Origin of the sequence: Streptococcus sp. HMSC072G04, from assembly GCF_001813295.1 — a bacterium.
Taxonomy (GTDB): domain Bacteria; phylum Bacillota; class Bacilli; order Lactobacillales; family Streptococcaceae; genus Streptococcus.
On the sequence record NZ_KV812002.1, the window covers coordinates 92,596 to 118,347 of the forward strand.

Annotated in this window: 25 protein-coding genes; 22 read left to right on the forward strand and 3 right to left on the reverse strand. The window is 42.2% G+C overall.

All coding sequences use genetic code 11. The features are described from left to right. Positions 1-5: 5 nt before the first annotated feature. From HMPREF2904_RS00715 to HMPREF2904_RS00780, 14 genes are all read left to right on the forward strand, one after another. A complete protein-coding gene (locus HMPREF2904_RS00715) occupies positions 6-1,694 on the forward strand; it encodes an FtsK/SpoIIIE domain-containing protein (protein ID WP_070659377.1) in 1,689 nt (562 codons plus the stop codon). Between the two features lie 206 nt (positions 1,695-1,900). Further along, positions 1,901-3,133 (forward strand): replication initiation factor domain-containing protein, encoded by a 1,233-nt coding sequence (locus tag HMPREF2904_RS00720; protein WP_070659379.1) that lies wholly within the window; start codon positions 1,901-1,903, stop codon positions 3,131-3,133. Between the two features lie 14 nt (positions 3,134-3,147). Next, positions 3,148-3,381 carry a hypothetical protein gene (locus HMPREF2904_RS00725; RefSeq protein ID WP_049488277.1) on the forward strand — a complete coding sequence of 78 codons (234 nt, stop codon included), beginning with the start codon at positions 3,148-3,150 and terminating at the stop codon, positions 3,379-3,381. Position 3,382: 1 nt separating this feature from the next. Further along, a complete protein-coding gene (locus HMPREF2904_RS00730) occupies positions 3,383-3,940 on the forward strand; it encodes a conjugal transfer protein (RefSeq protein WP_070659381.1) in 558 nt (185 codons plus the stop codon). 11 nt (positions 3,941-3,951) lie between these two features. Continuing rightward, on the forward strand, positions 3,952-4,947 hold the full coding sequence (locus HMPREF2904_RS00735) for a conjugal transfer protein (RefSeq protein ID WP_070659383.1): 996 nt from the start codon (positions 3,952-3,954) through the stop codon (positions 4,945-4,947). Positions 4,948-4,956: 9 nt separating this feature from the next. Continuing rightward, positions 4,957-5,181: a TcpD family membrane protein gene (locus HMPREF2904_RS00740; protein ID WP_070659384.1), complete on the forward strand. Its 225-nt coding sequence runs from the start codon at positions 4,957-4,959 to the stop codon at positions 5,179-5,181. A 2-nt stretch (positions 5,182-5,183) separates the two neighbouring features. Then, positions 5,184-5,594 carry a conjugal transfer protein gene (locus HMPREF2904_RS00745; protein WP_070659386.1) on the forward strand — a complete coding sequence of 137 codons (411 nt, stop codon included), beginning with the start codon at positions 5,184-5,186 and terminating at the stop codon, positions 5,592-5,594. Between the two features lie 13 nt (positions 5,595-5,607). Then, complete coding sequence (locus HMPREF2904_RS00750) at positions 5,608-8,112, forward strand: ATP-binding protein (RefSeq protein WP_070659388.1); 2,505 nt, start codon at positions 5,608-5,610, stop codon at positions 8,110-8,112. Between the two features lie 11 nt (positions 8,113-8,123). After that, positions 8,124-10,007 (forward strand): MFS transporter, encoded by a 1,884-nt coding sequence (locus HMPREF2904_RS00755; RefSeq protein WP_070659390.1) that lies wholly within the window; start codon positions 8,124-8,126, stop codon positions 10,005-10,007. Between the two features lies 1 nt (position 10,008). Next, complete coding sequence (locus tag HMPREF2904_RS00760) at positions 10,009-10,233, forward strand: hypothetical protein (protein WP_070659392.1); 225 nt, start codon at positions 10,009-10,011, stop codon at positions 10,231-10,233. A 16-nt stretch (positions 10,234-10,249) separates the two neighbouring features. Further along, the gene (locus HMPREF2904_RS00765) at positions 10,250-11,362 is read left to right on the forward strand and encodes a CHAP domain-containing protein (RefSeq protein ID WP_070659394.1); all 1,113 of its coding nucleotides are present in this window, start codon (positions 10,250-10,252) and stop codon (positions 11,360-11,362) included. A gap of 16 nt (positions 11,363-11,378) precedes the next feature. Beyond that, a complete protein-coding gene (locus HMPREF2904_RS00770) occupies positions 11,379-11,627 on the forward strand; it encodes a DUF3173 family protein (protein ID WP_049486003.1) in 249 nt (82 codons plus the stop codon). 1 nt (position 11,628) lies between these two features. Further along, positions 11,629-12,780, forward strand: coding sequence for a site-specific integrase (locus tag HMPREF2904_RS00775; RefSeq protein WP_049486002.1), 1,152 nt, complete (start codon positions 11,629-11,631; stop codon positions 12,778-12,780). A 78-nt stretch (positions 12,781-12,858) separates the two neighbouring features. Continuing rightward, entirely contained in the window at positions 12,859-13,158 is a 300-nt protein-coding gene (locus HMPREF2904_RS00780; RefSeq protein ID WP_070659396.1) for a YbaB/EbfC family nucleoid-associated protein, read from the forward strand. 207 nt (positions 13,159-13,365) lie between these two features. On the opposite strand, the gene HMPREF2904_RS00785 is transcribed toward HMPREF2904_RS00780, so the two are convergent. The 3 genes from HMPREF2904_RS00785 to HMPREF2904_RS00795 form a co-directional block, all read right to left on the reverse strand. Next, positions 13,366-13,959 carry a 3'-5' exonuclease gene (locus tag HMPREF2904_RS00785; protein WP_070659398.1) on the reverse strand — a complete coding sequence of 198 codons (594 nt, stop codon included), beginning with the start codon at positions 13,957-13,959 and terminating at the stop codon, positions 13,366-13,368. Between the two features lie 53 nt (positions 13,960-14,012). Next, positions 14,013-14,507 carry a DUF536 domain-containing protein gene (locus HMPREF2904_RS00790; RefSeq protein WP_003008835.1) on the reverse strand — a complete coding sequence of 165 codons (495 nt, stop codon included), beginning with the start codon at positions 14,505-14,507 and terminating at the stop codon, positions 14,013-14,015. Positions 14,508-14,611: 104 nt separating this feature from the next. Next, complete coding sequence (locus HMPREF2904_RS00795; protein ID WP_070659400.1) at positions 14,612-16,900, reverse strand: Xaa-Pro dipeptidyl-peptidase; 2,289 nt, start codon at positions 16,898-16,900, stop codon at positions 14,612-14,614. Positions 16,901-17,111: 211 nt separating this feature from the next. On the opposite strand from HMPREF2904_RS00795, the gene HMPREF2904_RS00800 reads away from it, so the two are divergent. From HMPREF2904_RS00800 to HMPREF2904_RS00835, 8 genes are all read left to right on the forward strand, one after another. Beyond that, positions 17,112-17,879: a CppA N-terminal domain-containing protein gene (locus HMPREF2904_RS00800; RefSeq protein ID WP_070659402.1), complete on the forward strand. Its 768-nt coding sequence runs from the start codon at positions 17,112-17,114 to the stop codon at positions 17,877-17,879. 10 nt (positions 17,880-17,889) lie between these two features. After that, complete coding sequence (locus HMPREF2904_RS00805; RefSeq protein ID WP_070659475.1) at positions 17,890-18,831, forward strand: serine hydrolase domain-containing protein; 942 nt, start codon at positions 17,890-17,892, stop codon at positions 18,829-18,831. Between the two features lie 171 nt (positions 18,832-19,002). Beyond that, positions 19,003-19,881, forward strand: a complete 879-nt coding sequence (gene mvk, locus HMPREF2904_RS00810; protein WP_070659476.1) for a mevalonate kinase — start codon at positions 19,003-19,005, stop codon at positions 19,879-19,881. After that, the gene (mvaD, locus tag HMPREF2904_RS00815) at positions 19,863-20,813 is read left to right on the forward strand and encodes a diphosphomevalonate decarboxylase (protein ID WP_070659404.1); all 951 of its coding nucleotides are present in this window, start codon (positions 19,863-19,865) and stop codon (positions 20,811-20,813) included. Before mvk ends, mvaD begins: the two co-directional genes overlap by 19 nt. Then, positions 20,803-21,810, forward strand: coding sequence for a phosphomevalonate kinase (locus HMPREF2904_RS00820; protein WP_070659406.1), 1,008 nt, complete (start codon positions 20,803-20,805; stop codon positions 21,808-21,810). The genes mvaD and HMPREF2904_RS00820 overlap by 11 nt, the downstream gene beginning before the upstream one ends. Continuing rightward, positions 21,807-22,811, forward strand: coding sequence for a type 2 isopentenyl-diphosphate Delta-isomerase (gene fni, locus HMPREF2904_RS00825; protein ID WP_070659408.1), 1,005 nt, complete (start codon positions 21,807-21,809; stop codon positions 22,809-22,811). The genes HMPREF2904_RS00820 and fni overlap by 4 nt, the downstream gene beginning before the upstream one ends. Before the next feature lie 410 nt (positions 22,812-23,221). Further along, complete coding sequence (locus HMPREF2904_RS00830) at positions 23,222-24,883, forward strand: C69 family dipeptidase (RefSeq protein ID WP_070659410.1); 1,662 nt, start codon at positions 23,222-23,224, stop codon at positions 24,881-24,883. After that, positions 24,876-25,703, forward strand: coding sequence for a PrsW family glutamic-type intramembrane protease (locus HMPREF2904_RS00835; protein ID WP_070659412.1), 828 nt, complete (start codon positions 24,876-24,878; stop codon positions 25,701-25,703). The genes HMPREF2904_RS00830 and HMPREF2904_RS00835 overlap by 8 nt, the downstream gene beginning before the upstream one ends. Positions 25,704-25,752 lie beyond the last annotated feature (49 nt).

Genomic DNA, 25,752 nt, shown 5'->3' on the forward strand with positions numbered 1-25,752 from the left:
CACTCATGAAACTCTTTACCTATCGTGGGAAAAGAGTTCACGCTTTTCATCGAAACATTAAGGGAATCACATGGTTTATCTGGTGGTTTCCTTTTTTATTGGTTTTCTCTTATTATGTCTTTCTTCATTTTGAACAACTAAAGGTCCACCCTTTACCTCAAAGTTATTTCATTGGGGTGTTAATCTTTTTGTCAGCTCTTTTAACTTTGGGGATTAATTGGCTTTGTTATGAGAAGATTCTCTTCTTTCAAAAACTCAACAGTCTTCGAATTCTCTCGCGTTTCTTACTAGAGAACAACTTGTATCTGGTCAAGAAAGTCAAACGAGATAAAGGCATAGTTGAAAAGGTCACACTTCCAAAAGTCTATCTCAAACAAAGTCGTTACGAGCTTCAAGTCAGTTTCATCTTAGAAGGGAATAAATTTCAAGATCGATTTTTAAATCTTGGTTCTACTCTTGAAGTCATGTTTAACGGAGATTTTCGTGACAAGAGTTTTGATAAACGATTTATAAAATACAAAATCGCCATCAATCGGATTGAGAGTCGCATTTCAATTGATCAAGTTGTAGTCAAAGGCTCAAAAATTCGTCTTATGAAAGATGTCTACTGGGACTATGTCAAAGACTCCCACTTACTTGTTGGTGGGGGAACTGGCGGAGGAAAAACCGTTACCCTCATGTCCATCATCTATGCTTTATTAAAAGTCGGCTACATAGATATTTGCGATCCTAAAAACTCAGACTTGGCTTCTTTAAAGAAACTTCCAGTCTTCCACGGTCGAGTCTATTCTAGTAAAGAGGATATCATCAATTGTTTTAGAGAAAATGTCGAGTTTATGAAAAAGCGCTACGAAGTCTTAACATCTTTTCCAGACTATAGACCAGGTACCTATTACACCCATTACAACTTAAAACCTAAATTTCTTCTAGTAGATGAATGGGCAGCTCTCATGGCTAAGATTGACCGTGACTATAGCCAACAGTCGGAACTCATGGAATATCTAACTCAAATCGTTCTAGAGGGCCGTCAAGCTGGAGTCTACGTGATCTTTGCCATGCAACGTCCTGATGGTGAATATATCAAGACTTCTCTTCGGGACAACTTCATGATGCGTCTTTCTGTAGGTCATTTGGAATCAACAGGCTATGACATGATGTTTGGGGATGCCAATAAAACCAAAGAGTTTAAAAAACTGGACGAAATTAATGGAGTGAAAGTAGTCGGTCGTGGTTATATTGCTTCAAGCGGGAATCTAGCTGGTGAATTTTATTCACCTTATATTCCACTTGACCAGGGCTTTTCCTTCTATGATGAATACGCTAAAATCCCTATCATGGAATTTGAAGGAGAAGAGTTCTCAGTATTTGAAGAATATAAACCACCGGTTGAAATAATTGATCCTATAGAGGAAGAGGAGGCTATAGGAAACGAACCAAACAAAAGAACACTCAAAGAATTTGCGGATGAGCACGATCTAAAGATGCAAACTCTTCGAAAAATTATCCCTTATATGGAAGAGCACGGAATCTCATTTGAACGGAGTGATTCCGCTATTCTCATTGAACCTTTCCAAGAAAAGTTACTTCTTGAGACAATCGCTAAATTTGAGGAAGATGGACGCAAGTCTTATCCAAAAGCTATTGAAGCGATTGTCAGTCATCATGGGCTAGGACAAGGGCAAGGGCAAGCCTGACCGCAGGTCAGGCGAAGACCGAAGCTCGCCGTTCCTGGCTCATGATGACAAGGAACCCCCGTTTTCTAATAGGGGGGTTACATTTGGCAGAAACGCCAAGTCCACCCCTCCTCATTCCTTATGGGAGTTGGGTTTTCAATTTTTATAAAGTGTGTCACTTTCGTCAAAAAAATGTGTCACTTTGTTAGAAAGAGGTGTTGCGATGAATGGACAAAATTAGTCCTTTTCATATTAAGAATTTCAGAAAACAAACAGGACTTAGTCAAAAAGCATTTGCACAAGCTGTTGATCTACCTACAAGAACTTACCGCTCTTATGAAACAGGTGAAAGAGGACTGACGATTGATAAGTTTAGAGAACTTAAAGAAAAACTTGGTTACTATCAAGATTGCGATAAAAACAGTCTTCGGGCTCAGATCGACTATCTACGATTGACCTTTCCTAGATTAAAGGATTTAGATGCTTTCTGTGAAAATTTTCTTCACTGTCACCTAAGCGAATTTACAGACCAAGAAACTCGCCTTATGAACTATACCCACTTATGGCAACGAGGAAACATCTGGATTTTTGATTTCTTTGATAAGTCTGTGACCAATGATTACCAAACTTGTCTTCAACTATCTGGGCAAGGATGCCGTGAGTTGGAATTGCTTCTAGAAGACAAGGGAATCACTTGGCAGATCTTTCTTCAAAACATTCTTTATTCCTATGAAGATGTTCGGGTGAAGCGACTCGATATTGCTCTGGATGAACTCTATAAGGGTTATGGTCATGAGGACGAACAAATTCAAATTCCCAAATTGATTGATAAACTCTATTCCAAAGAGATTGTCCTAGACACAATCAAGAAATGGAATATCACGGGTGGTGGATCTTTCACAGATAATGAAGACATGGAAGCGAATCACGGCTTATCCATTTACTTTGGAAGTCGTCAAAGTCAACTCTACTTCAACTTTTATGAAAAGCGCTATGAAATAGCTCGAATGGAAAATATCTCCTTGGACGAATCCTTGGAGATTTTTGGTATCTGGAATCGCTACGAACTCCGCTTTTCAGACCAGAAAGCTCAAGGCATTGTGGAGGAATACATCAACGGTGTAGATCTCGGAGAAATCGCAAGAGGTATCGTCAATAAAGAAATCCAAGTCTATGATGGAGTTACTCGTTTTGGAGCCTATAAACCTGATGAAAAATGGCAACAGCTCTTTGGAGGTGTCGAACCCTTAAAACTCTCCACCAACCCACAACCATACAGTATTGAGCGAACGATTCGCTGGCTGACTTATCAAGTTGCTAACTCTCTTGCACTAGTCACTGAAGCAGACAAGATCCTCCAAACAGAATACATGAAAATGATTCAGAATAGCGGAGAGATTACTGATCGAGGAAAAGCCATGTTACGACTTCTCAAAGCCAATAAACACTATGAACACTAGAAAGGAAAAACTATATGGAATACAAAGTTCAAATCAATTCACTAGACAACTTTAAAGCCTGGTCTGGTGGACTAACCACCTTGAACACTGTCCGTGAACGTGGTGGAGTAGATACTCTAACCGTCATTTGTGAGGATATCTTCTCTGGGAATACACCGACAGAAGTACAAATCAATGACTGGCTCTGGTTTGATTCAGATTTTATCTACCAAGCCCTAGGCTACGATGATCTGCTTGAGGCTTCTTAAGATGCTGAAGAAGATTTATCAAGCAGACTTTCTGCTTCTTCCAGAACAAGAATTCTGGAATATGTATATCCTCTTACGAAAGGGCAAAGACTTTTACTACGAATGTGCAGGCAGATGTACAGAAGAGCTTCCAGATAGTAGAGGGTTCTATAACTATGAACATGCCTGTTTCACGCTAGATGGTCAAGTGTTGAGTGTAAATAAAAAAATGCGCCCCTCACTCATTACTTATATCCAAAAGACCATCAAAGACAATCAAGAAAAATTTAGAAAGGAAATTGAAATGGCTACTAAAACTATTTTTGAAAAGAAAGTCTCTCAAGTCACGAATGAACTGGGAGAATTACTTAAAAAGAAAGATCACAGAGAGGCTTGGACCAAGGCTGGAGAATTAAATAGTCTCCTTAAAAAAGAAGAAGCCAAAGACCTAAAACCTGACCTGATCGAACAACTCCAAACTGAGCTACGAGGCTACTATTACATTAATGGCGAGATCGAAAAAGCCAATAAGCGCCTCTATGCAAAAGGCTCAAAGCTCATTGAACTCGCTACTCTCTAAAAGGAGGATCTATGGATAAAGCCAAACGCTACTTGCTTCAAGCAAAAGAATATCTCTCACACTTTAAAAAGGTGGAGAAAAAAGGAGGCCCTCCAAAACTAAAAGTCACCAATAAAAAGACCGTTAATATTGCAGTCATAGGAGGAATTTCTTTCCTCCTTTTTGTTGGCCTCTTGGGATCTGTCCGTGCTATCACACTCTCAAATAAGGTAGGAGCACTACAAGCTCAAGTTGAGGCAACAAAAAAACAAAAAGCACAGCCAATGGAGTCTAGTAGAAAATACGACTACAAACTCCAATATTACCTGAATGATTATGTCTATGCTTACTTCACCCTTCCGCAAGAAGGGGATAAACAACAAGCTCAAGTGGAATACTTAAATAGCTTTTACAACTTCATTCCTGATGTGAAAGCCCAAGGTCAAGTTCGAAATCCTAGTGAACTCCTCTATTCTCAGTTAGTGACTGTAGAAGGGAAGGTTGCGACCTATAAGATCAAATACAAGGAAACTATCCGTCGGGACAATAACACGGAAGAAAGAGAAATTGTGACAGGTTTCAATATTCCATTTGATGAAAAAGATGGGAAATACTATATCTCCGGCCTTCCTTGGTTTTCTGCTATTGAATCCTCACAAGCTGGACACTTTAGCGAAGACGATCAGCTTCAATTAACCGCTAACGATCACTTTTCAGATAGTCAGCGTAAGAAGGTTGAAAAGTTTCTCAAGGTCTTCTTTACCAACTATACTACCAATCAAGACAACCTTAATCTGATTGCTAAGAATGTGGATATTATAGCCAATACCACCTTCAAGACAATTGATTATACCTATCTTAAAAAAGATGGAAAAAATCTAATTGCCTATGTCCAAGCAACCTTTGAGGTCGGAGGAACCACTCATTCGGAAAACTTCACCTTTACCCTATCGGAAAAAGAAAAGACCTACTATGTCACAAAACTAGAACACACCATTCCACTGAATTATGCAAATGATAAAGAATAGGAGAACTCTATGAATACAGACAATCTACGAACCTTCCTCCAGAACGATGGGATTTGGATCCTGACAGCCATTGCTGTAACATTAGCTATACAGGCTTGGCGGAATAGTTCCTGGATCCAGCTTTTCTACGTCGTTGGTTTCTATGCCATCATTGTTTCGATGGCTAAAGGACAAGAAATCCTAAAAACAGTCGGCTGGGCACTGCGCCTCATTGGAATTGACTTAGGATTTTAAGTATGAATGAAGAAAAACTTTATGATTACAGTAAGGGCCTAAATGCTCCTTATTGGATTCAAGAAATTAAGACAAAAAAGGGCACTCGACTATGGTACTTTGCGACACCGATGCAGTTGTCCTTTTTCATTGTCTTTATCATAGTATTTGTGGCCATGTTACTCTTTGGAGGGTTTATCTTTGTGCCACTCGCAAAAATCACTCACTCAATTTCTCTCTTGCTCTATTGGTATCTCCCTTACAAATTGGCCAAGTTCTATACTGAATATGAGCCTCACGGTAAAAAGATGCACGTCTTTATTGGAGATTGCCTGATTTACTTCTGGGATTTTAAGCTAAACAAAAAAGCTATCTACCATGAAAATCGAATAGAGCCTGTAGAAGAAATTGTCTTTGAAAAAACAAATCTATAGAAAAGGAGGACCTATGAGTATTACTTTAACCTATCCTATTAGGGAAACACATGAAAATCTAGCTCTCAAAAAAGATCAAACTGTCGTTGCTTATTATCGTATTCCAAACACTCCCATCACCATTACAGATGATGAGAAAAAGGGCAAACATAAAATCACCGTTGCTCAAATGATGAAGAAGCTCCAGAAAAACAAGTTCTTTGAAATATCTCTGATCCCTAAAGACTATCTCTTAGAAGAAAAAATGCGGGACTTTTCAGACGCTCTAGCAGGTGACAGTCGTGATCTAGGAGAAGAACTGCTTCTCTACACGGTGGATCGTCTAACAGATGAAATGGAGATCCCTTATCAGTTTGACTGGGTCGTGGGAGTAAGCTTACGCAAACAAAATCATGGAGCTACCGTCAAAGACTTGGCCTATGAGAGTTTTAATGAGTTTACTGAAAAAATCGCAAAAGGCCTTGGCTATGAATATGAATTAAGTCCCACCTGGTATGAAGACTACAAAAGTGATGAATTCACTATTTTCCAAGCTTTCTCCGTCCTTCGGGCAAAGCGTTTATCCAATGAAGAACTCTTTTATTACCAGCGGATGCAATACCTCCGCTATATCCCTCACTACAAGAAAGAGGTGCTCGCTAATCGTGCTCAATTCAATATCACAGACACCTTGATCAAAGTCCTAAAAGGTGGATTTCTCAAACTAGAAAGCCCTTATGGATCTTCCTTTGTGACGATTCTTCCGGTTGGTAAATTTCCTGTTCAATTCAATGGTTTTCACCTGGGCGAATTTATCCAACGCTTGAACTTTCCCGTTGAGCTACGAATCAAGGCAGAATTCATTGATACAGGTAAAATCAAGGGTCGAATGGGACGATCGAATACACGTTACAGAAACATCATGGAAGAGGCCGAAAATACTGATACTGTCCAACAAGACGAGATTATCATGGGCTCTATCTCCCTAAAGGACTTAATGAAGAAAGTTGGAAACAAGGAAGATATCATTGAATATGGAGCCTATCTCATTGTCTCTGCTTCTAGTGTGAACCAACTCCGTCAAAGACGACAAGTGGTTTTAAACTATTTTGATGATATGGGCGTTGAAATCAGTGAGGCCTCTCAAGACGGACCTTATCTCTTTCAAGCGTTGCTCTATGGAGAAAACCTCCAAAAGAAAACTCGCACCTGGACACATATGGTCACAGCTCGTGGATTTTCAGAACTCATGCCCTTCACCAATACCTCTTCTGGGAACCGTATCGGTTGGTATATTGGCCGAGTAGATAACTGGACAGGACGTTGGGACAATATCGCTAAAGCTATTGATTCCTCAAAGAACATTGTCCTCTACAATGCGACAGTGGGAAATAAAGAAGATATAGCTGGAAAGATTACCAAGAACCCGCATATCATTATTACGGGGGCAACAGGTCAAGGAAAGTCTTTCCTCGCTCAGATTATCTTTTTAAGTGTGGCTTTACAAAATGTTAAAACCCTTTATATCGACCCTAAACGTGAACTTAGAAATCACTACCAAGAAGTGATCAACTCACCTGAATTTGCACGTCTCTATCCTGAACGCAAGAAACAGATTGAGAACTTTAACTTTGTAACACTAGATAGCTCACTACCACCAAACCACGGAGTCTTAGATCCTATTGTCGTTCTAGATAAAGAACAAGCTGTAGAGGTCGCAAAGAACATGCTTGAGTTTCTACTACAAGCTGTAGATGATGTCACAATGGATCAGAAAACAGCTATCACAGAAGCTATTAATGAGATTGTAGAAAAACGAGTCGCTGGTGAGAAAGTCGGATTTAAACACGTCCTAAAAGTGCTGAGAGACTCTACTTCCTCTGAAATTGCTTCGGTTGGTCGTTATCTGACCTCAATTGTGACGAACTCTATCTTGGAACTAGCCTTTTCAGATGGGACTACTCAAGGGCTTAACTATGAATCACGAGTAACCATCCTAGAGGTCAATAACCTCAAACTACCAAAAGACGATTCCACAAAAATTTCAGATCATGAACGCAATTCTATTGCCCTCATGTTTGCGCTTGGTGCCTTCTGTACCCACTTTGGAGAACGAAATGAAAATGAAGATACCATTGAGTTCTTTGATGAAGCATGGATTCTTATGAAGTCCGCAGAAGGAAAAGCCGTTATCAAAAATATGCGTCGGATTGGACGCTCCAAAAACAATACCTTGGCACTGATTACTCAATCTGTACATGATGCAGAAAATGACGATGATACAACAGGTTTTGGGACCATCTTTGCCTTTTATGAAAAGTCTGAACGAGAAGATATCTTGAAACACGTCAATCTTGAAGTCACTGAAAGCAATCTCGAATGGATTGACAATATGATCTCTGGCCAATGCCTGTACTATGACGTGTATGGTAATCTCAATATGATTTCCGTACACAACATCTTTGAAGATATTGATATGCTTCTAAAACCAATGAAAGCTACAGTATCATCAAGCCTTGAAAATAAATACGCTAGTTAGGAGGTGAATCCATGCAAGAAGCTTTTGACAAACTAAGGGGAGTCGATATCTTCTCTCTCAAGTCCTACATGGAGCCTACTGGGTTCGCTTCCTTTAATGGGGCTTGGGTACTGATTAATGAACTTTTCGTCAACTTCTTCTTTTTCATTCTAAACGCAGTGGTGGGCTTCTTTTCTTTGCTGATTCGAATTCTCGAAAAGATTGATCTCTACTCCAACTACAAGAACTATGTCTTTAATGGAGCGATGAATATCTGGAAAGGATTTATTGGTTCAAGTTCTGGCGGAGTCGCAAAACAATCACTCGTTTCAATGTTGCTTCTGATTCTAGCGTTCTATCTTTTTTTTCAGTTTTTCTTTTCTAAGGGAGCTTTTTCAAGAACTCTCCTTCGTGTCTTTCTAGTTATCATCCTTGGCTTCGGTTACTTTGGAACAATCGCTGGAACATCAGGTGGTCTGTATCTACTTGATACTATCAACCATGTCTCTCAAGATGTCAGTAAACATATCACGAATATCAAGGTGGAGTATGGAAATAATAAATCCATTAAAATTGGCGATTCCATGGCAGATAGCTATATTGCAGACACCTCTTATAAAGCCTATGTCTTTGTCAACACAGGTCAAGAAAACGGGAAATATAAGAACAGCCAAGATGGGAAACAAGAGACTTTTGACGATAGTAAGGTATTAGGAACAGGCGATAAGAATGGAAACTTTAAAGCGGTTAAATCGAAAGATCGTAATAAATATCTAGATGAACTAGGAAATGGAGCCAATGATGATGGTGAAAAGAACCGTTGGGTCTCAGCTATGCCCGATTTCATCTTTACTCGTATGTTTTATGTCATCTTCAAAATCTGTGAAGCCTTTGTATTAGCGATACCGGTTATTTTGATTCAAATGTTAAACGTCATTGCTCAGACACTTGTCCTGATGATGATCCTGCTCTTTCCAATTGTGCTACTAATGTCCTTTGTACCAAGAATGCAAGATTTGATTTTTGGAGTCTTGAAAGTCATGTTTGGTGGGCTGCTTTTCCCAGCTATCACGAGTCTATTAACGCTTTTGGTCTTTTACATTGAAAAAATGATCGAAAACATTGTCATTACAGGCTTTGACGGCATCCTTAAAACTCTTCCATCCTTGATCATCTTCGGCCTTGTCTTTAAACTACTCATTTCAGTTGTATCAAAAGGACTTGTATACTTCCTTCTATGGAAATACAAAGCTGAGCTGATCCAATTCATTCTTGGATCTAAAGCACGTATGGTTGCGAGTGATATTGGAAACAAAGTTGAAAAAGGGGTCACAAAGACTAGAGAGGTGGCTTCACAAGTACCATCGAGAAGTCTTTCATCTGCTCAACACCTTGGGAACTTTGCCTTAGCGGGTGCTGGTTTCGGAGCTGGGATGATGATGAATACCAAGAGTCACTTCCAAAATATTGGTTCTTTCTTTACTAATAAGGAATCAGAGCACCAACCTGATGAAGTGCTCCTAACAGAAACACTTGAGACTCCAATAAGTCCAGATACTCCAGGACCAAACATTCCGAAAACAAATCCAACGCTAGAAGGGGTTAAACCTGTTGAAGAAAAGACACCAACTCGTTCAATGGAATCCCTAATCACAGTGGAGCCAACACCAAGTTCAAACGAGGAATTTCAAACTCTTAAAGAAGAATGGATTTCTCCATTTAAACAGCTCCGCATTAATAGTATTGAGCACAAATTAGAGGAATATAAAGATCCTCAAGCCATGTACAAAGCCCAAGGATCGAATGCCTTCACTCGTGCTTATAGGAAAACCATGACACGAGATGATAAATTGAGAGCCAATATTGAACGAAGAGACCGATTAACAGAACGCTTAAAACAACTTAGAGGAGAATGATATGAATACCAAGATACGTTCAAGAACTTCTTTTCCAAGAGTTCTTGAAGAAACTCTTTATCAAGCCTACCAAGAAGGAAAACGCTCAGTCGATTTCCTTCTTTTGTTTCCAGTCTCAGAACAAGAAAGAGACCAAATCATCCTACAAACCAAGTCCTATTCAGTCGTTTTAGATGCAAAATGGCGTTTTGGGACTGTTTTGTTCACTGCTTATATAAGACATTAACTAGAAAGGAGATTCGATGAAAAAACTAAAATGGTTTCTATTAGCCGGCCTCATTCCTCTCTTTCTACCGGTCCTCATAATCATTATCCTTATGGGGGCTGTCGGAGGTGGTGGAACGAATGGCTCACCCCAATCCCAAAATGGAGTGACTTATGCGGATCACTGGTCAGATGGAGATCCTTATACTCACAACCTACTGGTTCATCGCTTCGGTATTACAGCAGAGCAATTAGACGGCTTTTTAGATACGTTAGGAATCTCCTATGATAAGAACCGAATTAATGGAAAAAAGCTCCTCGAATGGGAAGCTAAATCTAATCTTGATGTCCGTGGAATCGTTGCGATCGCACTGAATGAAAGTTCCCTTGGAACTGCTGGGGTAGCCACTAATCCTGGAGCCAATATGTTTGGTTTTGGGGCCTATGATTCCAATCCAGAATATGCCAATAACTTTAATGATGAGGTTGCTGTTGTTGGACTAACCCAGCAAACCATCATTGGGAATAAAAACCAAACCTTTAAAATACAAGATGATAAAGCTAAAAAGCTTGCGAATGGAACACTTAATCCAGCAACTGATGGTGGAGTCTATTTCACAGATACCACAGGATCAGGGAAAAGACGTGCCGAAACCATGCAAAAACTGGATGCCTTCATTGATGAACATGGAGGAACACCAAAAGCTCCTGAACAAACTACAGGAAAAACTAGAGATGGTGGAGGAGTCACTTCAAATGATATACCAGCAGGTTACAGTCTGACAACAGCTATTGATACCACAGGATATATCACTAGTACTTATCCTTGGGGACAATGTACTTGGTATGTCTTCAACCGTGGAAAACAAGTCGGAGTCAACTTTGATCCATTTATGGGAAATGGTGGTCAATGGATGAATAAACCAGGATTCACAACAACTCATACACCGACTGAGCATTCTGCTCTATCATTTAGCCCTGGACAAGCTGGAGCCGATCCAATATACGGACATATTTCATTTGTGGAACAAGTTAAATCAGACGGCTCAATTCTCGTCTCAGAATGTAATGTTAAAGGATTGGGGATTATTAGTTACCGCACGTTTGATGCAGAAACTGCCAAACAATTTACCTATGTAATAGGACATTAGAAAGGAATAGATATAGATGATTCAAGTTGTAGATAAAAATGATTTAATGGAATTGATTGGATATTCTGAAACACAAGCTAGTAAATTAATACGAAAAGCTAAGAGCCAGCTTGTACAAGAAGGATTTGAATGGTATAAGAACAAACGCATTGGACGTGTACCAATTATCACAGTTGAATCCATTCTTGGTTTTCAAATACAATTAAAAAATGATATAATTGAGGGGAACCTTCAAAACGCTGTCATGACTGAAGGAGAAAAATAGCATGGCGGTAATTAAACAGGATGATGGACTGTGGCTAGTTGATATTAGTGATGGTAAAAGTTCCTTAACTGGCAAACGTACACGACATCGTAAATCTAATTTTTTAACAAAAAAAGAAGCAGAGGAATATGCGGCTTATTACCGTATCCATAAGTTAAATCAGATTCAGAATACAAAAAAACTTACCATTTCCTCTCTTTATGTAATGTTAAAAGAAGAAGATGAGCTTCGTGGAAATAAAAAAGGTACAGTAGATACCCAGAACTCATACTATACCCAATATGTATCGCGATTCTTTGAATACGCTGATATGTCTTCAGTTACCATTCAAGATGTAAAAAAATATCGAGATTGGCTAATTGAACAGCCAAGTGTAAAAGGTGGGACACTTACACCAATGCATATTAACCAACAAATGATTTTTGTTCATAAGTTGTTTGATATTGCTATTTCGAAAGGATATAGACAGGATAATCCATGTGATGCCATTCGGAAACTTCCAGAAAAGCATAAAGAAATGTCTTATTATACTCCTGAACAATTCAAGGAGTTTGAATCTTATTTTGAAGAAAGTGAGTATCCTTTTAAACTTCTGTATCGTGTACTTATGTTTACGGGAATTCGTATGGGGGAGGCACTTGCCTTAACTTGGAGAGATGTTTTTCTTGACGAGGGATATATTAAGATCCGTAAGTCAGCCTATTATCGCAATGGGAAAATACATATTGGATCTGTAAAGACGACTCAATCAAATAGAGAAATCTATATCCATAAAGCTTTTGTGGATGAGTTGAAAACCTGGAAGTCAGTACAAAGTCAGAGACTGTCTAAGCTAACTGATTCAACAGATGATTTGCAGATTTTCCAATTTTCAGGGGAGCCTATGACTGCTCCGAATGTCTCTAACTTTAGAGCAGCATTCAAGAAACGATTGCCAGAAGACTTCAAATTGATTCGAAACCATGATTTTAGGCATTCACATGTAGCCTTTTTGATAAATCAGGGATTGAGGAGAGGAGAAGGAAAGGATTATATCTTTTTCACTCTGATGAAACGACTAGGACATAGTTCTATCAATACAACAATAAATATCTACTCACATTTGTTCCCATCACAACAAAAAGAAGTCGCTAACGCATTTGACGATTTTTAAAAAAATGGGCAGAAGTGGGCAGTAAAAATTAAGCAACAGGGTCTAAACCCTTGATACGAAAGGAATCTAGAAAATCTTATGATGAATATGCAAAATATGATGAAGCAAGCTCAAAAATTGCAAAAGCAAATGGAGCAAAGCCAAGCGGAATTAGCCGCAACTCAATTTGTAGGGAAATCTGCTCAAGACTTGGTTGTTGCAACTCTTACAGGTGATAAGAAGGTTGTTTCCATCGATTTCAATGCCGCAGTGGTCGACCCAGAAGATATGGAAACTCTTTCGGATATGACGGTGCAAGCCATCAATGCTGCCATTGAAGAAATTGATGCTGCAACCAAGAAAAAACTCGGTGCTTTCGCAGGGAAATTGCCATTTTAAGCTAAGGAAGTTTTCATTAACTCAAAAGAGGCTGGGACAAAAGTCCTAGCCTCTTAATTGTTTTTGGATTGTCGAGCAAGACGCAGTGGTTGAGTGGGCTCTACTACGCTGATTTCATCAGTTTTTACAGCCCTACTCAACTGTTCGGAGGTGGGACGACGAAATCGAATTCTAACGAATTACCGATTTCTGTCCCACTCTCTCTTTTTATTCATCAAAAAATCCGGATAAGTCCAAGCCTCCAAAGGGGTTGATGGAGAAGTTCTCTTGCTCTTCAAGGAGGGTACGGCCTTGATCAAATTCGAGGAATTGTTCGTAGACAAGGGCTGTCATGCGGGCATCCTCTAAGCTATCGTGTGATTTTCCTGCGACTCCCAAAAATTCTGCAACGGTGTGGAGTTGGAGATTTTTAATGCCGTGGAGGTCAGATGGACGACGTTCGAAGGCTTCGTCAAAGACATCGACGGCGTACTGGTCTTCTAGATCCAGCCCATTTTCAAGCAGGATGGGAAGGTCGCTCTTTTTGGCATTGTATCCGATCAAGGGCCGGTCTCCTACAAAGGCCTTGAATTCGCTGAGGACCTGTTCGAGTTGTGGGGCATTTTGGATCTTGTCCTGGGTAATGCCAGTCAGGCCGTTAATAAAGCTTTTTAGGGGCTTATCGGTGTAAACGTAGGAGTCGTAGTGATTGACTTCTTTACCGTTCGTAAAACGTACGGCAGACACCTGGATGATCTGATAGGCGCCTTCGTATTGGTTAAATTCGAGGTCAAAGGCGATATAATCTTCTAATGCTTTCATGGGAAATCTCCTGTGGTAGAAAAGAAAAGGGACTGGTAGGATCCAGCCCCGGATTATCGACGGAAAACGCGTGCCCAGAAACCTTTGCTTTCTTGCTCTTGAACTTTTTCGTTGGCTTGTTCGAGTTCAAGTTTCAAGGTATCGCGGTCGTTCATTGCTTGTAAAGTCAATTGTTGTTGTTGGTCCAATTGCTTGTCTTTTTCAGCAATTTGAACGTCTTTCACGCGCAACTGTTCATCTTTCTTAGCGAGTTGCTCGTCTTTGGCTTTGAGTTGCTCGTAGAGACGGACGATTTCAGCATTTTTTTCATCTACCAAAATTTCCATCAATTCGCGTTGCTTCACATCATCGCTGACTGGCTCATCTTCAAAAATAGTTTTTTTGTAGATTTCTTCGAGCTTGATCAAGCCACTACGGGTTACAACGGTAACCCCTTTTTCGTTTTTTTGGGTATCTTCTGGAGCCAGCGCCTTGACACGGTTATTGACCGCCTGGCGGCTGACTCCTAAAATTTCAGCAATTTCGCTGACAGTTTTTTCAATCGCCATAACTTCCTCTAATATCTTTTTCTATGAAATACTCTATTAGATAGTAACATAAGTAGGCTAAGCTGTCAAATGAAGCAAAGAAAGGCTAAGCCTTGATACCACGATTAGTGGGCCTCTGTCATTTCAGGAAGATGGAGGCTTGATTGTGCTAAGTCAATGGTGAGTTGGTAATCGGTTTGATCACGCACAGTGATTTCAAAGTCCGTCGTGTAAAGGACCAAGCGAAGAGTTGCCCCTTTTTCGAGCTTGTAGATGGTTGGTTGGAGATCAAAGTCAAATTCCATCCACTCGCCTGGTGTTACGGCTTCAACCTCTAAGAGGTCATGCCGGTTTTGGAGGTTGAGATAACCTTTCGAAATCACTCGCTGGCCCGCTTCCTTGAATGGCAACTCGGTCAAGTTATCTAGCATATGGTAGCGACCGTTATCCAGCGTACGGACCGATAAGACTGCAGGATAGGGTTGGAGGTATTTCTTGCTTCCAAGCTCTAAGAGTTGGGCTGATAGAAGGCCTTTATTGGTGCTTGATTGGACCCGTAGGTGAAGGCGAGCTTTCCCATTGAGGTGCAGGTCTTCTTCGATTGGAAGATCAATCGTCACCTGTTGCGCCTTGTCTTGGTAGAGATCGCTTAAGAAGGTCGGATAAGCCTTTCCATAGCGCTCGTAATCTTCTGTCGCATAGCGGTTTTGGATGACTTTTTCACCGTCTCCCAGCGAGAAGGTCCGCTGACTTGTTTGGTTGCCAAAATCATCCAAGGAAGTCCAACTTTGTTCCCCTGTATTGTCCTGCCAGATGACAGTTGGTAACTCATAGCTTGAAGCATAGCCCAGCAATTTTTTAGAGAGAAGGGCGTTCATACTCTCACGGAAGTCAATAGACTGCCAGTTGTTGAGATAGACATGGGCACCATTGTGATAGAAGAGGTGTTTCTTGATGCTTGCTGGAAGGGCCTGGAACATGTTAAAGACGTGAAGCGGTTTGACGTTCCAGTCTTGGGAACCATGAGTGAAGACCACCTCTGCCTTGACCCGATTTGCATTTAAGAGATAATTGCGATCGTGCCAGAATTGATTGTAGTCTCCAGAAGCTCGGTCCAACTCTTTTTTGACGCGATCAAGATCGGCTTGGTGGGCTGCATTGTGGTGTAAATAATCCCCACCTAAAAGGTTGCGTGAATAGGTCAATTCGGCGAGGGAATCAAAATCTTCACCTGGATAGCCCCCAGGACTTGTCACGAGGCCGTTTTCGCGGTAGTAGTTGTACCAAGAAGAGATCCCAGCCTCAGCAATGATGACTTCTAGGCCGTCCACACCCGTGGTCGCAAGGCCGTTAGACATGGTTCCAAGGTAAGAGATCCCGGTGGTTGCGACCTTTCCATTAGACCAATCAGCTTTGACTTGACGTTTGCGTGTATGATCTGTAAAGGCCCGGCAACGGCCATTGAGCCAATCGATGACATTCTTGTAGGCTTCGATTTGTTGGTAATTTCCATTAGTCATCAGCCCTTGTGAATCTTTTGTCCCCACTCCAGAGACGTAAAGATTGGCGTAGCCACGTGGAAGCAGGTAGTCATTGAGGGTATAGCTGGAATTGATATGAGTGAGGGTTTCTTCAGCTTCATCGACTAGTTCAGCTTGACCGACAGGTTCGACTACTGTTAATTGAGGTTCTTCTAGTTGAATGGTATGAGGTTCTTTGACCTCCAGGTCTACATTCATATTGTAGAGGGCCTTGTCGCTAGCCTTGTCGTTAGTCCCTTGGTGATAAGGACTTGCGGTCATTACAGCTGGAATCTTGCCTTCATAACGAGGACGGATGATGCTGACCTTGACCAAGTCTGGCAGGCCATCTTGGTCGGTATCGACCCGACTTTCGACATAAACGACCTCACGGATAGCATCCTGGCTTGTAAAGGTCGCGAGGCTCTTACCATTAAAATAGTGATACTGGTTGGTCTCAGGAATCAAACCATCGCTGACCAACTGATCGATCAAGGTATTGCCTCGTTTGGTGCGGGTGTTCAGGAGTTGGTAGAGATTTTCTAGGAGAGAGCCATATGTGATGGGAAAAGCTGTCTCCTTGCGAAAGGCTTCACTATCATCAAAGTCCACAAAAAAGCTAAAGCCTAGTAATTGAAAGGCAACTGTATAAAAAACATCTGCTGTTAAGGGTTTTTCAGAGTTGAAAAAGGCCAGCAAATCGGTTTCTTTATCTGCCACAAGAGTCGATAAGGCATAGTCTGTGTCTTTATATTGGAAAGAAACTTGGCGGACAAAGGCTTCCAACATTTTTTTCGGATCGCTCTCTTCTTGGAAGCTAAAGCCCAAAAGAGCCAACTCTTCCTTTATCGTGTCATTGGCTGTAGGAATATAGCTAAATTGATTAAATTTCATGGTGGATTCTCCTATCTTGTTCGCATCTCGAATTGAGTGAGCAGTCGCATCAGCGCTGTCATCGTTCCAATTTCTATTATACTGAATCAAAAAGGGATTGTCTAAAGAAAATAGGGAAAGCGCTTGTCGATAGAGTTTTTCATAAATCTGCGCAAAATTTCTTGTAAAAAGCCAGAAAATCTTTTACAATAAAAAGTGCTTGGAGGAAGTTATGACAGCAAATCAGATCGTAAGAGTGATCCCAGTCTTGAAAGTGAATAACCGAAATGTCAATCAACGCTTTTATGAAGAGACATTGGGAATGAAAGTATTAGTGGAAGAAGGAGCTCTCCTATCTTTAGGAGATGCCTCAAAAGTAGAAAAAATCGTCTTAGAAGAGTCACCGAGTATGCGTTCGCGTAAGGTCGAAGGTCCAAAGAAATTGGGTCGCATCGTGGTGAAAGTGGCACAAGCTCAAGAAATTGATTATTTGTTGGCCCGCCAGCCAGAAACAAGCGCCCTTTTCCAAGGAGCTAATGGTCGCGCCTTTGAAGTTGTGTCTCCTCAAGGAGATACCATTTTTGTGCATGCTGAAGAAAATCTTGAAAGCCTAGAACCTTTGGAGAAAGCGCCTCTTGTTGACGTGCCAGAAGATTTCAAAGGTTTGACCAGCTTTGATGTGGATTTTCTTGAGGTTAATGTGGCCGATTTTGCTGAGGCTGAGAAGTTCTATAGCAACTTGCCAGCTTTGGCCCACTTTATCCATTTGCAGGAAGCCCAAGGAGAAGATCTCCAAGTGGAGAACAAGGTTACTTGGGATTTGAGCATGATCAAGGTCGAATTGGCATCTTTTGATGTGGAAGACTTGAAAGAACGCTTGGGAGAAGCTGTCGATTTTGTGCACCGTAAGGGAACTTTCTTGATTGCCAAGGATCCAAGTCAGATCGAACTCTGGTTTGAAGCCAATCAAGATCAGGTCCATATTTCTTATGAAGAATAAGAATGGAGTGATGAGCGTGAAGGCAATCATCGAAAAAATTACCGAACAAATCCAAGAAGGCATCTATCCAGGTGCCTCTCTTGCGCTTTACCGCAAGGGTCAGTGGAGTGAGCACTATCTGGGACTAGCGGATCCTGAAAAAGGAGAGCCAGTAGTGGCTGACCTGGTCTATGATTTGGCTAGTGTCAGTAAGGTCGTCGGAGTTGCTACCATCTGTGCCTTTTTGTATGCGAAAGGGGAGCTTGCGCTTGATCGCCCCTTTAAAGAGCTTTACCCGCGTTTTGCTCATGAGAAGACGACTATCCGGGAACTCTTGACCCATACTTCTGGGCTCGATCCTTTTATCCCCAACCGGGATCATTTGGATGCGAGACAGTTGAAAACAGCCCTTGAAAATTTGCAGTTAAAAGAAGACAAGAGTTTTCATTACACTGACGTCAATTTTCTTCTGTTGGGCTTTTGGTTAGAAGACAGGTTTCACCAGCCCTTGGATCGTTTATTTGAAGAGCTGATTTTTACGCCTTGGAAGATGATGGAAACACGGTTTGGACCGGTCGAAAGGGCGGTGCCAACGGTCCGTGGCATTGCTTCTGGAAGTGTTCATGATCCCAAAGCGAGAGTTCTGGGTCGTCATGCGGGAAGTGCTGGACTTTTTTCAACGGTTCCAGATCTAGAGTGCTTCTTAGAGCATTATCTGAAGGATGATTTTGCGCGTGACTTGTCTCAGAATTTTGCGCGTGAAGAGGGCAAGACTCGCGCTCTGGGATGGAATCTAGAGGGGGACTGGTTGGATCATACGGGCTATACAGGAACCTTCATCATGTACAATCGAAAGAGGCAGGAAGCTGTGATCTTTTTGTCCAACCGGACCTATGAGAAGGACGAACGGGCCAAATGGATCCTCGACCGCAACTCCTTGATGGACTTGATCAAACAAGAATTTGAAAAATAGAAATGGAAGGCTAGGATGATGGATCCTGGCCTTTTAAGGTCTATCCGTGAGAAAGAAACTGGTAGGAGATTCATTTTTGAACTCCGTCTTAGGTTGGATTTCCTTCAAAAGCATCGCTTTTTTGTCTGATTTATATTAAAATAGTAATGACCTTAATAGAGCGAGATGAATATGAACAAAGAGATAGGCGTCGGAAGGGCGCATAGTAAAATTATCTTAATTGGAGAGCATGCGGTGGTCTATGGTTATCCGGCTATTGCGCTGCCACTCCATCATATCGAAGTGATCTGCCAGATCGTCCCGGCAGATAGTCCATGGATTTTGTTTGAAGATGACACCTTGTCCATGGCAGTTTTTGCGTCTCTTGAGCACCTCGGGATTAAAGAGGCCCGGATTCGCTGTCGCATTCAGTCCATGGTACCGGAAAAACGGGGGATGGGATCGTCTGCGGCGGTGAGTATCGCAGCTATTCGTGCCGTTTTTGACTATTATCAAGAGAAGCTGGATGATGAGACCTTAGAAATCCTGGTCAACCGAGCAGAAACCATTGCCCATATGAATCCAAGTGGGCTCGATGCCAAGACTTGTTTGAGTGATCAAGCCATTAAATTCATCCGGAATGTCGGCTTTTACCCGCTGGAGCTGGGTATAAAAGCGAGCTTGGTGATTGCGGATACGGGAATTCACGGCAATACACGTGAGGCGATTCAAAAGGTGGAAGCCAAAGGGCAGGAAGTTTTATCCCATTTCCATGAGATTGGTCAGTTGACCCAGCAGGTAGAAGAGGCTCTGAAAATGAATGATCTAACGAACCTAGGACAGGCTCTGACTACTTGCCATGAGCACTTGAGAGCCGTGGGTGTCAGTTGTGAAAAAGCAGACCACCTGGTCGCCGTTGCCCTTGAAAAAGGGGCCTTAGGCGCTAAAATGAGCGGAGGTGGTCTTGGAGGCTGTGTGATTGCCCTCGTCAAGGATTCTCGTGAAGCAGCAACCATTGCCCATGCATTAGAAAAAGAAGGAGCGCACCATACATGGATCGAAAACCTGTAAAGGCTAAGTCCTATGCCAATATCGCGATTATCAAATACTGGGGAAAAGAAGATGCCAAACAGATGGTCCCTTCGACCAGTTCGATTTCGTTGACCTTAGAGAATATGTATACAGAGACCAGTCTCTCTCCCTTGCCAGCAGATGCGACTGCGCATGAATTTTACATCGATGGAAAATTCCAAAATCCAGCTGAGCAAGCCAAAATTGGAGCTGTGATTGATGGCTTGAAACCAGCAGATGAAGCGGGATTTGTTCGGGTGGATACCAGCAACAACATGCCAACCGCAGCAGGCTTGTCCTCTAGCTCGAGCGGGCTCTCTGCTCTCGTCAAGGCTTGCAATCGGTATTATGATTTGGGCTTGAGTCAGGAGGAATTAGCTCAAAAAGCCAAGTTTGCTTCGGGTTCTTCTTCGCGGTCTTTCTTTGGTCCCTTAGCAGCCTGGGACAAAGAAAGTGGAGAGATTTATAAGGTCAAAACAGACCTAAAACTCGCGATGATCATGCTGGTCCTCAATGACAAGCAAAAGCCTGTTTCCAGCCGGGAAGGGATGAAACGCTGCATGGAGACCTCGACTAATTTCAAAGAATGGATCGAAGAGTCTCGACAAGATTATAAGGACATGCTGGACTATCTAGCTGCCAATGATTTTGAACGGGTCGGTCAGCTGACAGAGCGCAATGCCCTTGCTATGCATGCGACGACTAGAACAGCCACTCCAGCCTTTAGCTACTTGACAGAAGAAAGCCACAAAGCTATGGACTTTGTCCGTGAGCTTCGTGCTGCAGGCCATGCTTGTTACTTCACCATGGATGCAGGGCCAAACGTTAAGGTTCTCTGTTTAGAAGAAGACTTGGATCAGCTGATGCCTTTATTTGATGCCCGCTATCGGACCATCGTATCTAAGACAAAGGATCCTCAAGATGAAGACTAAGTATCAGGTACAGACCGGAGGCAAGCTCTATCTAGCTGGAGAATACGCAGTGCTAACACCTGGTTATGGAGCTGTGATTCAGTTTATTCCTATTTATCTGTCAGCTACCATCCAAGAAGCAACAGCCTACCAGCTAGCCTCAGACCTTTTTGGTTACCAGGTGGATTTGACCCCAAATAAGGACTACGCCTTGATTCAAGAGACCATACAGCTCATGGAAGAGTGGCTGAAAGATCAGGGGATATCCCCTAAACCCTTTGATCTTCACCTTAGAGGGACGTTGGGCGAAGAGGGGAAAAAGTATGGGATTGGTTCCAGCGGAAGTGTGGTCTTGCTCGTGATCAAGGCCATGGCTGCTCTGTATGAACTAGACCTACATCCGGACCTGCTCTTTCGACTAGCAGCAGTGGTCTTGGTGCAAAGAGGGGACAATGGTTCCATGGGCGATTTGGCTTGTATTGCCTACGAGGACTTAATTTATTACCAATCCTTTGATCGGGCTTGGTTGCATGAAGTCTTGAGTTCTCAGCCTCTTTCACAAGTTTTAGACCTGGATTGGGACTACCAGATCCGCTTGATCCAGCCAGCCATCTCTTATGATTTTCTGGTCGGTTGGACCAAGGAACCAGCGATTTCAAGTGATTTGATCCGCCAGGTCAAGGGAGCGATCAAGGAAGAATTTCTTCAGGAGAGTCAGATTGCAGTGAAGAATCTTGAAAAAGGCCTCCGTGAAGGGAACCAAAAGGAAATCGAGACCAGTATCAAACGTGCCGATAAGAACCTAAAGTCTTTGAACCCTTTGATCTATACCCCAGCTCTAAAAGAGCTGCAAGAAGCGACAGAGGGCCTTTCTGTCTGTGCCAAATCCAGTGGTGCTGGAGGAGGCGACTGTGGAATCGCCCTTAGTTTTGACCCAGTTGAGACTCAGACCTTGATAGAGCGCTGGAAGGAAAAGAATATTGAAGTCATTTACCAAGAAAGGATGGGAGATTCGTGAGCGAGAATCGAAAAGACCAGCATATTCGCTATGCCTTGGAGCAAAGCTCCTCCTATAATAGCTTTGATGAGATCGAGCTGATTCACCGATCCCTCCCCCTTGTGGATCTAGCGGAGATTGATTTGACAACCCATTTCGCAGGGCGTGATTGGGAGGTTCCTTTTTATATCAATGCCATGACAGGCGGGAGTAAACGGGCTAAAGAGATCAATCAAAAGTTGGCAGCAGTAGCCGAAGCTTGTGGGATTCTCTTTGTGACTGGCTCTTACAGTGCAGGGCTGAAAGATCCGAGCGATCAATCGTATGCGGTCAAAAAAGACCATCCTCTTCTTCTTTTAGCAACCAATATTGGCATCGATAAAGAGCCAGATTTGGGCTTACGAACAGTGGAAGAGCTACACCCTCTCTTTCTTCAAGTCCATGTGAATCTGATGCAAGAGTTGCTCATGCCCGAAGGGGAGCGGATTTTCCACACTTGGAAAGACCATCTCAAGAGCTATGGGCAGGGCTTTCCAGTGCCTGTAGTCCTGAAGGAAGTTGGCTTTGGTATGGATCCCAAAACAGTTCAGGCAGCGCTAGAGGCTGGGATTAAAACCGTTGATATTTCTGGACGTGGTGGTACTAGTTTTGCCTATATTGAGAATCGTCGTGGTGGCAATCGCGCTTATCTGGATGATTGGGGACAATCAACTGCGCAGTGTCTCTTACAGTTACAGGATCAGATAGATCAGGTTGAGGTCCTAGCAAGTGGGGGCATTCGTCATCCCCTTGATATGGTCAAGGCCTTGGTCCTTGGAGCACGTGGCGTAGGACTTTCCCGCGTTTTTCTTGAGATGGTAGAGACTAAGAGCATTGAAGAAGTGATTGCCCTTGTACAAGGATGGAAAGAAGATCTCAGATTGCTCCTTTGTGCGCTCGGTTGTCAGAACCTGAAAGAGCTCCGTGAAGTCGACTATCTCCTCTATGGAAAATTGTGGCAAGCGAATCAACAGAGAAAATGAAGAAAAATCATTTTAGAAACTTTCCTTAGGTGAGTACGGACGTCAGCGACCTTCTACGAAGTTCCATGACTTAGTTTTGAACCTAAGGTTTCAAAACTCCCGAGTGTCTGAAACAAAAACGTTTCAGGCACTTTTCTCACAGCGGAAAGTTTTCGTATATTATGATTCATTTTGAAAATTAGAACTCTTTTATAGTTCTTTGAAGAATCACTTAACTTATTTTACTTAAAAATTAGTTCCTATTCGTTTAGGATTGGCAAAATAAGCCAATTCTTTCTTTTTTTAAAAAGTGTTCTCCTCAAAAATTCTGATAGTTTACGAATTGTTTACGGTTGCTGGAATCGCTTGCAAAACAGGCTTGTAAAAGAGTATACTAAATAAGGAAAAACATTTTTAAAAAGGAGTTTAGGATGAAGAAGCACTATTTTCGATCAGCTGTAGCAGCCTTGCTTCCGCTTTTGTTGATTGCTCAACCTGTTGAGGCTTGTACAGGGTTCATCATCGGGAAGAAACTGACTGCCGACGGTTCGACCTTGGTAGGGCGTACCGAAGATTTAGAACCCAACCATAATAAAAATTTTGTGGTCAGAGAGCGTGTCTACAATAAAAAAGGAGCCATCTTTGAAGATGCTGCCAACGGTTTTCAATACCCTTTGCCAGAGATTAGCTATAAGTATACAGCGGTCCCGGATGTCACCCCTGAACAAGGGATTTTTGATGAAGCAGGATTCAACGAATATGGGGTTTCCATTTCTGCCACTGTATCTGCTTCAGCAAATGACAAGATCCAAAAGGTGGATCCCTATGTCAAGGATGGCCTCGCAGAATCGGGCTTGACCAGTATCGTTCTCCCAAGTGTGAAAACCGCAAGAGAAGGGGTTGAACTCATTGCTAAAATCGTCGAAGAAAAAGGCGCTGCAGAAGGAAATATTGTGACCATTGCCGATAAAGAAGGCGTCTGGTATATGGAAATCCTATCTGGCCATCAATATGCAGCGATTCTCTTCCCAGAGGATCGATTTGCGGTCTTTCCAAATACCTTCTTCTTAGGGCATGTCGATCAATCGGATACCGAACGCACGATCGCTTCAAAAGATCTTGAAAAAGTCGCCAAAGAAGCCAATAGCTATAAGGAAGTGGACGGAAAATTCCACGTTTCTCAATCCTATAATCCGCCTTTGCAAGAAGCAGATCGCTCTCGGGTTTGGTCGGGAATCAAATCGCTAGACCCAAGCTCTCCTGTTAAATATGACGATGCGTCCTTTGACCTTCTTCATACAACCGATCGAAAATTAACCCTCCGCGATGCTATGAATCTCCAACGCAATCGTTTGGAAGGAACCAAATATAAACCACAGGATCAAATGGAGTTGGATGGAAAAGGCATTCCGAAAAAAGGGGAGTTTGATGCGGTTTATAAATATCCTATTTCCAATCCAAATGTCATGGAGGCCCATATTTTCCAACTGAAAGATGATGTCCCAGCGAGTGCAGGTGGAGGCACCATGTGGCTGTCAATGGGTAGTCCACGAAATGCTCCATACTTACCGTACTATGGCAATATTCTCAACACCTATCAAGCCTACCAAGAATTAGGGGATCATTACAATGATCGCTCTTGGTATTGGACCATTTCAAGAATCAATGACCTTGTGGCCAAGTATCCAGATTTATTCGAAGATGGGGCGATTCGTACTGAAATGGAACGGTTGGAGTCTCAGTGGATGGTCGAACAAGATCTGAGTGATCAGGAACAAATTGCTCTTGCTTCTCAGCCTGAAGAAGCTAGTAAGAAGGCAACAGAGGAAAGCTTAGCAAGAGCTGAGAAGACCTTCGAACGCTTGCAAGAAATCAGAAAAGAAGCAGAACAAAAGGTGGCAGATGAACACGGAAAAAGTGCCCTGCAAGATCTAGATGACGAAGAAGATGCTGCTTATGAAGAGAAGATTGATCTCGTTGATTTTGACTATGATTACATTCTAGCAGCAGGCCTGTTCGGGGCAACCCTTCTAGCGATTGTGATCTACCTGATTCGCTCAAAGAAACAAAAGGGAGGAAAACAAGATGACTAAAATTCAAAGAGCCTCTATCTATCTTTTTCTACTGTTTGCAGGAATTGGCTTGGAGTTTGAACTCGGTCATCTTTCTCAACAAGAATTTAGCCAGTCTGCAGGCAGAGACTTAGTCTTAAACTTGTCTGTCTTAGCTGCTATTATTATCCCGCTTTATCTCTTTTCAAAACGATTGGCCAAGCAGTTGTCTGTCCCAACTTATGTCTTATGGATTGCCATGTTTGGAGGAGCCTTCGTAGCAGGCTGGTTGAGCTTTTCAGGCAATAGCTTGATTGATATTATAAATAGCCATGTGATCAAGGATGCCACTGTCTTTAACAAGTGGACCGATGCCTTGACGGCCCCATTTTCAGAGGAATTCTTTAAGGCTCTAGTTGCCTTTTGGGTTGTCTTGATGGTTGGCAAGAAAGATCTAAAAGCGATTCTAATTGCAGGCTTGGGCTCTGGCTTTGGTTTTCAGATCATTGAGGATTTAGGGTACGTTGCCCGCCAAACCAAAACCAGCCAATTAGCCGCTGTCACTGAGGCCATTAACCGTATCTCTGGTGGATTAGCTTCACATGCCCTCTATACAGCTGTTGTATCCGTTGGTGTCTTCCTCTTGTTGTCTCAAGTGGCCCAGCAAAAGGAAAAACTCTTTGGTCTCTGGTGTGTTCTCTCAACAGTAGCCAATCACTTCTTATGGAACTCTCCGTTTTATGAAACAGACCATCGGATTAATCTTCTCGTCGGACTGCTCTTTGCCGTCCAAGTAGGGACCTTTATCGAAGTGGTGCTCTATACCAAGAAACATCCCGAGTTGCCATTTTTAAAACAATAAGAAAATCTTTTCAAACACAAAAGAGAGTGGGACAGAAATCGGTAATTCG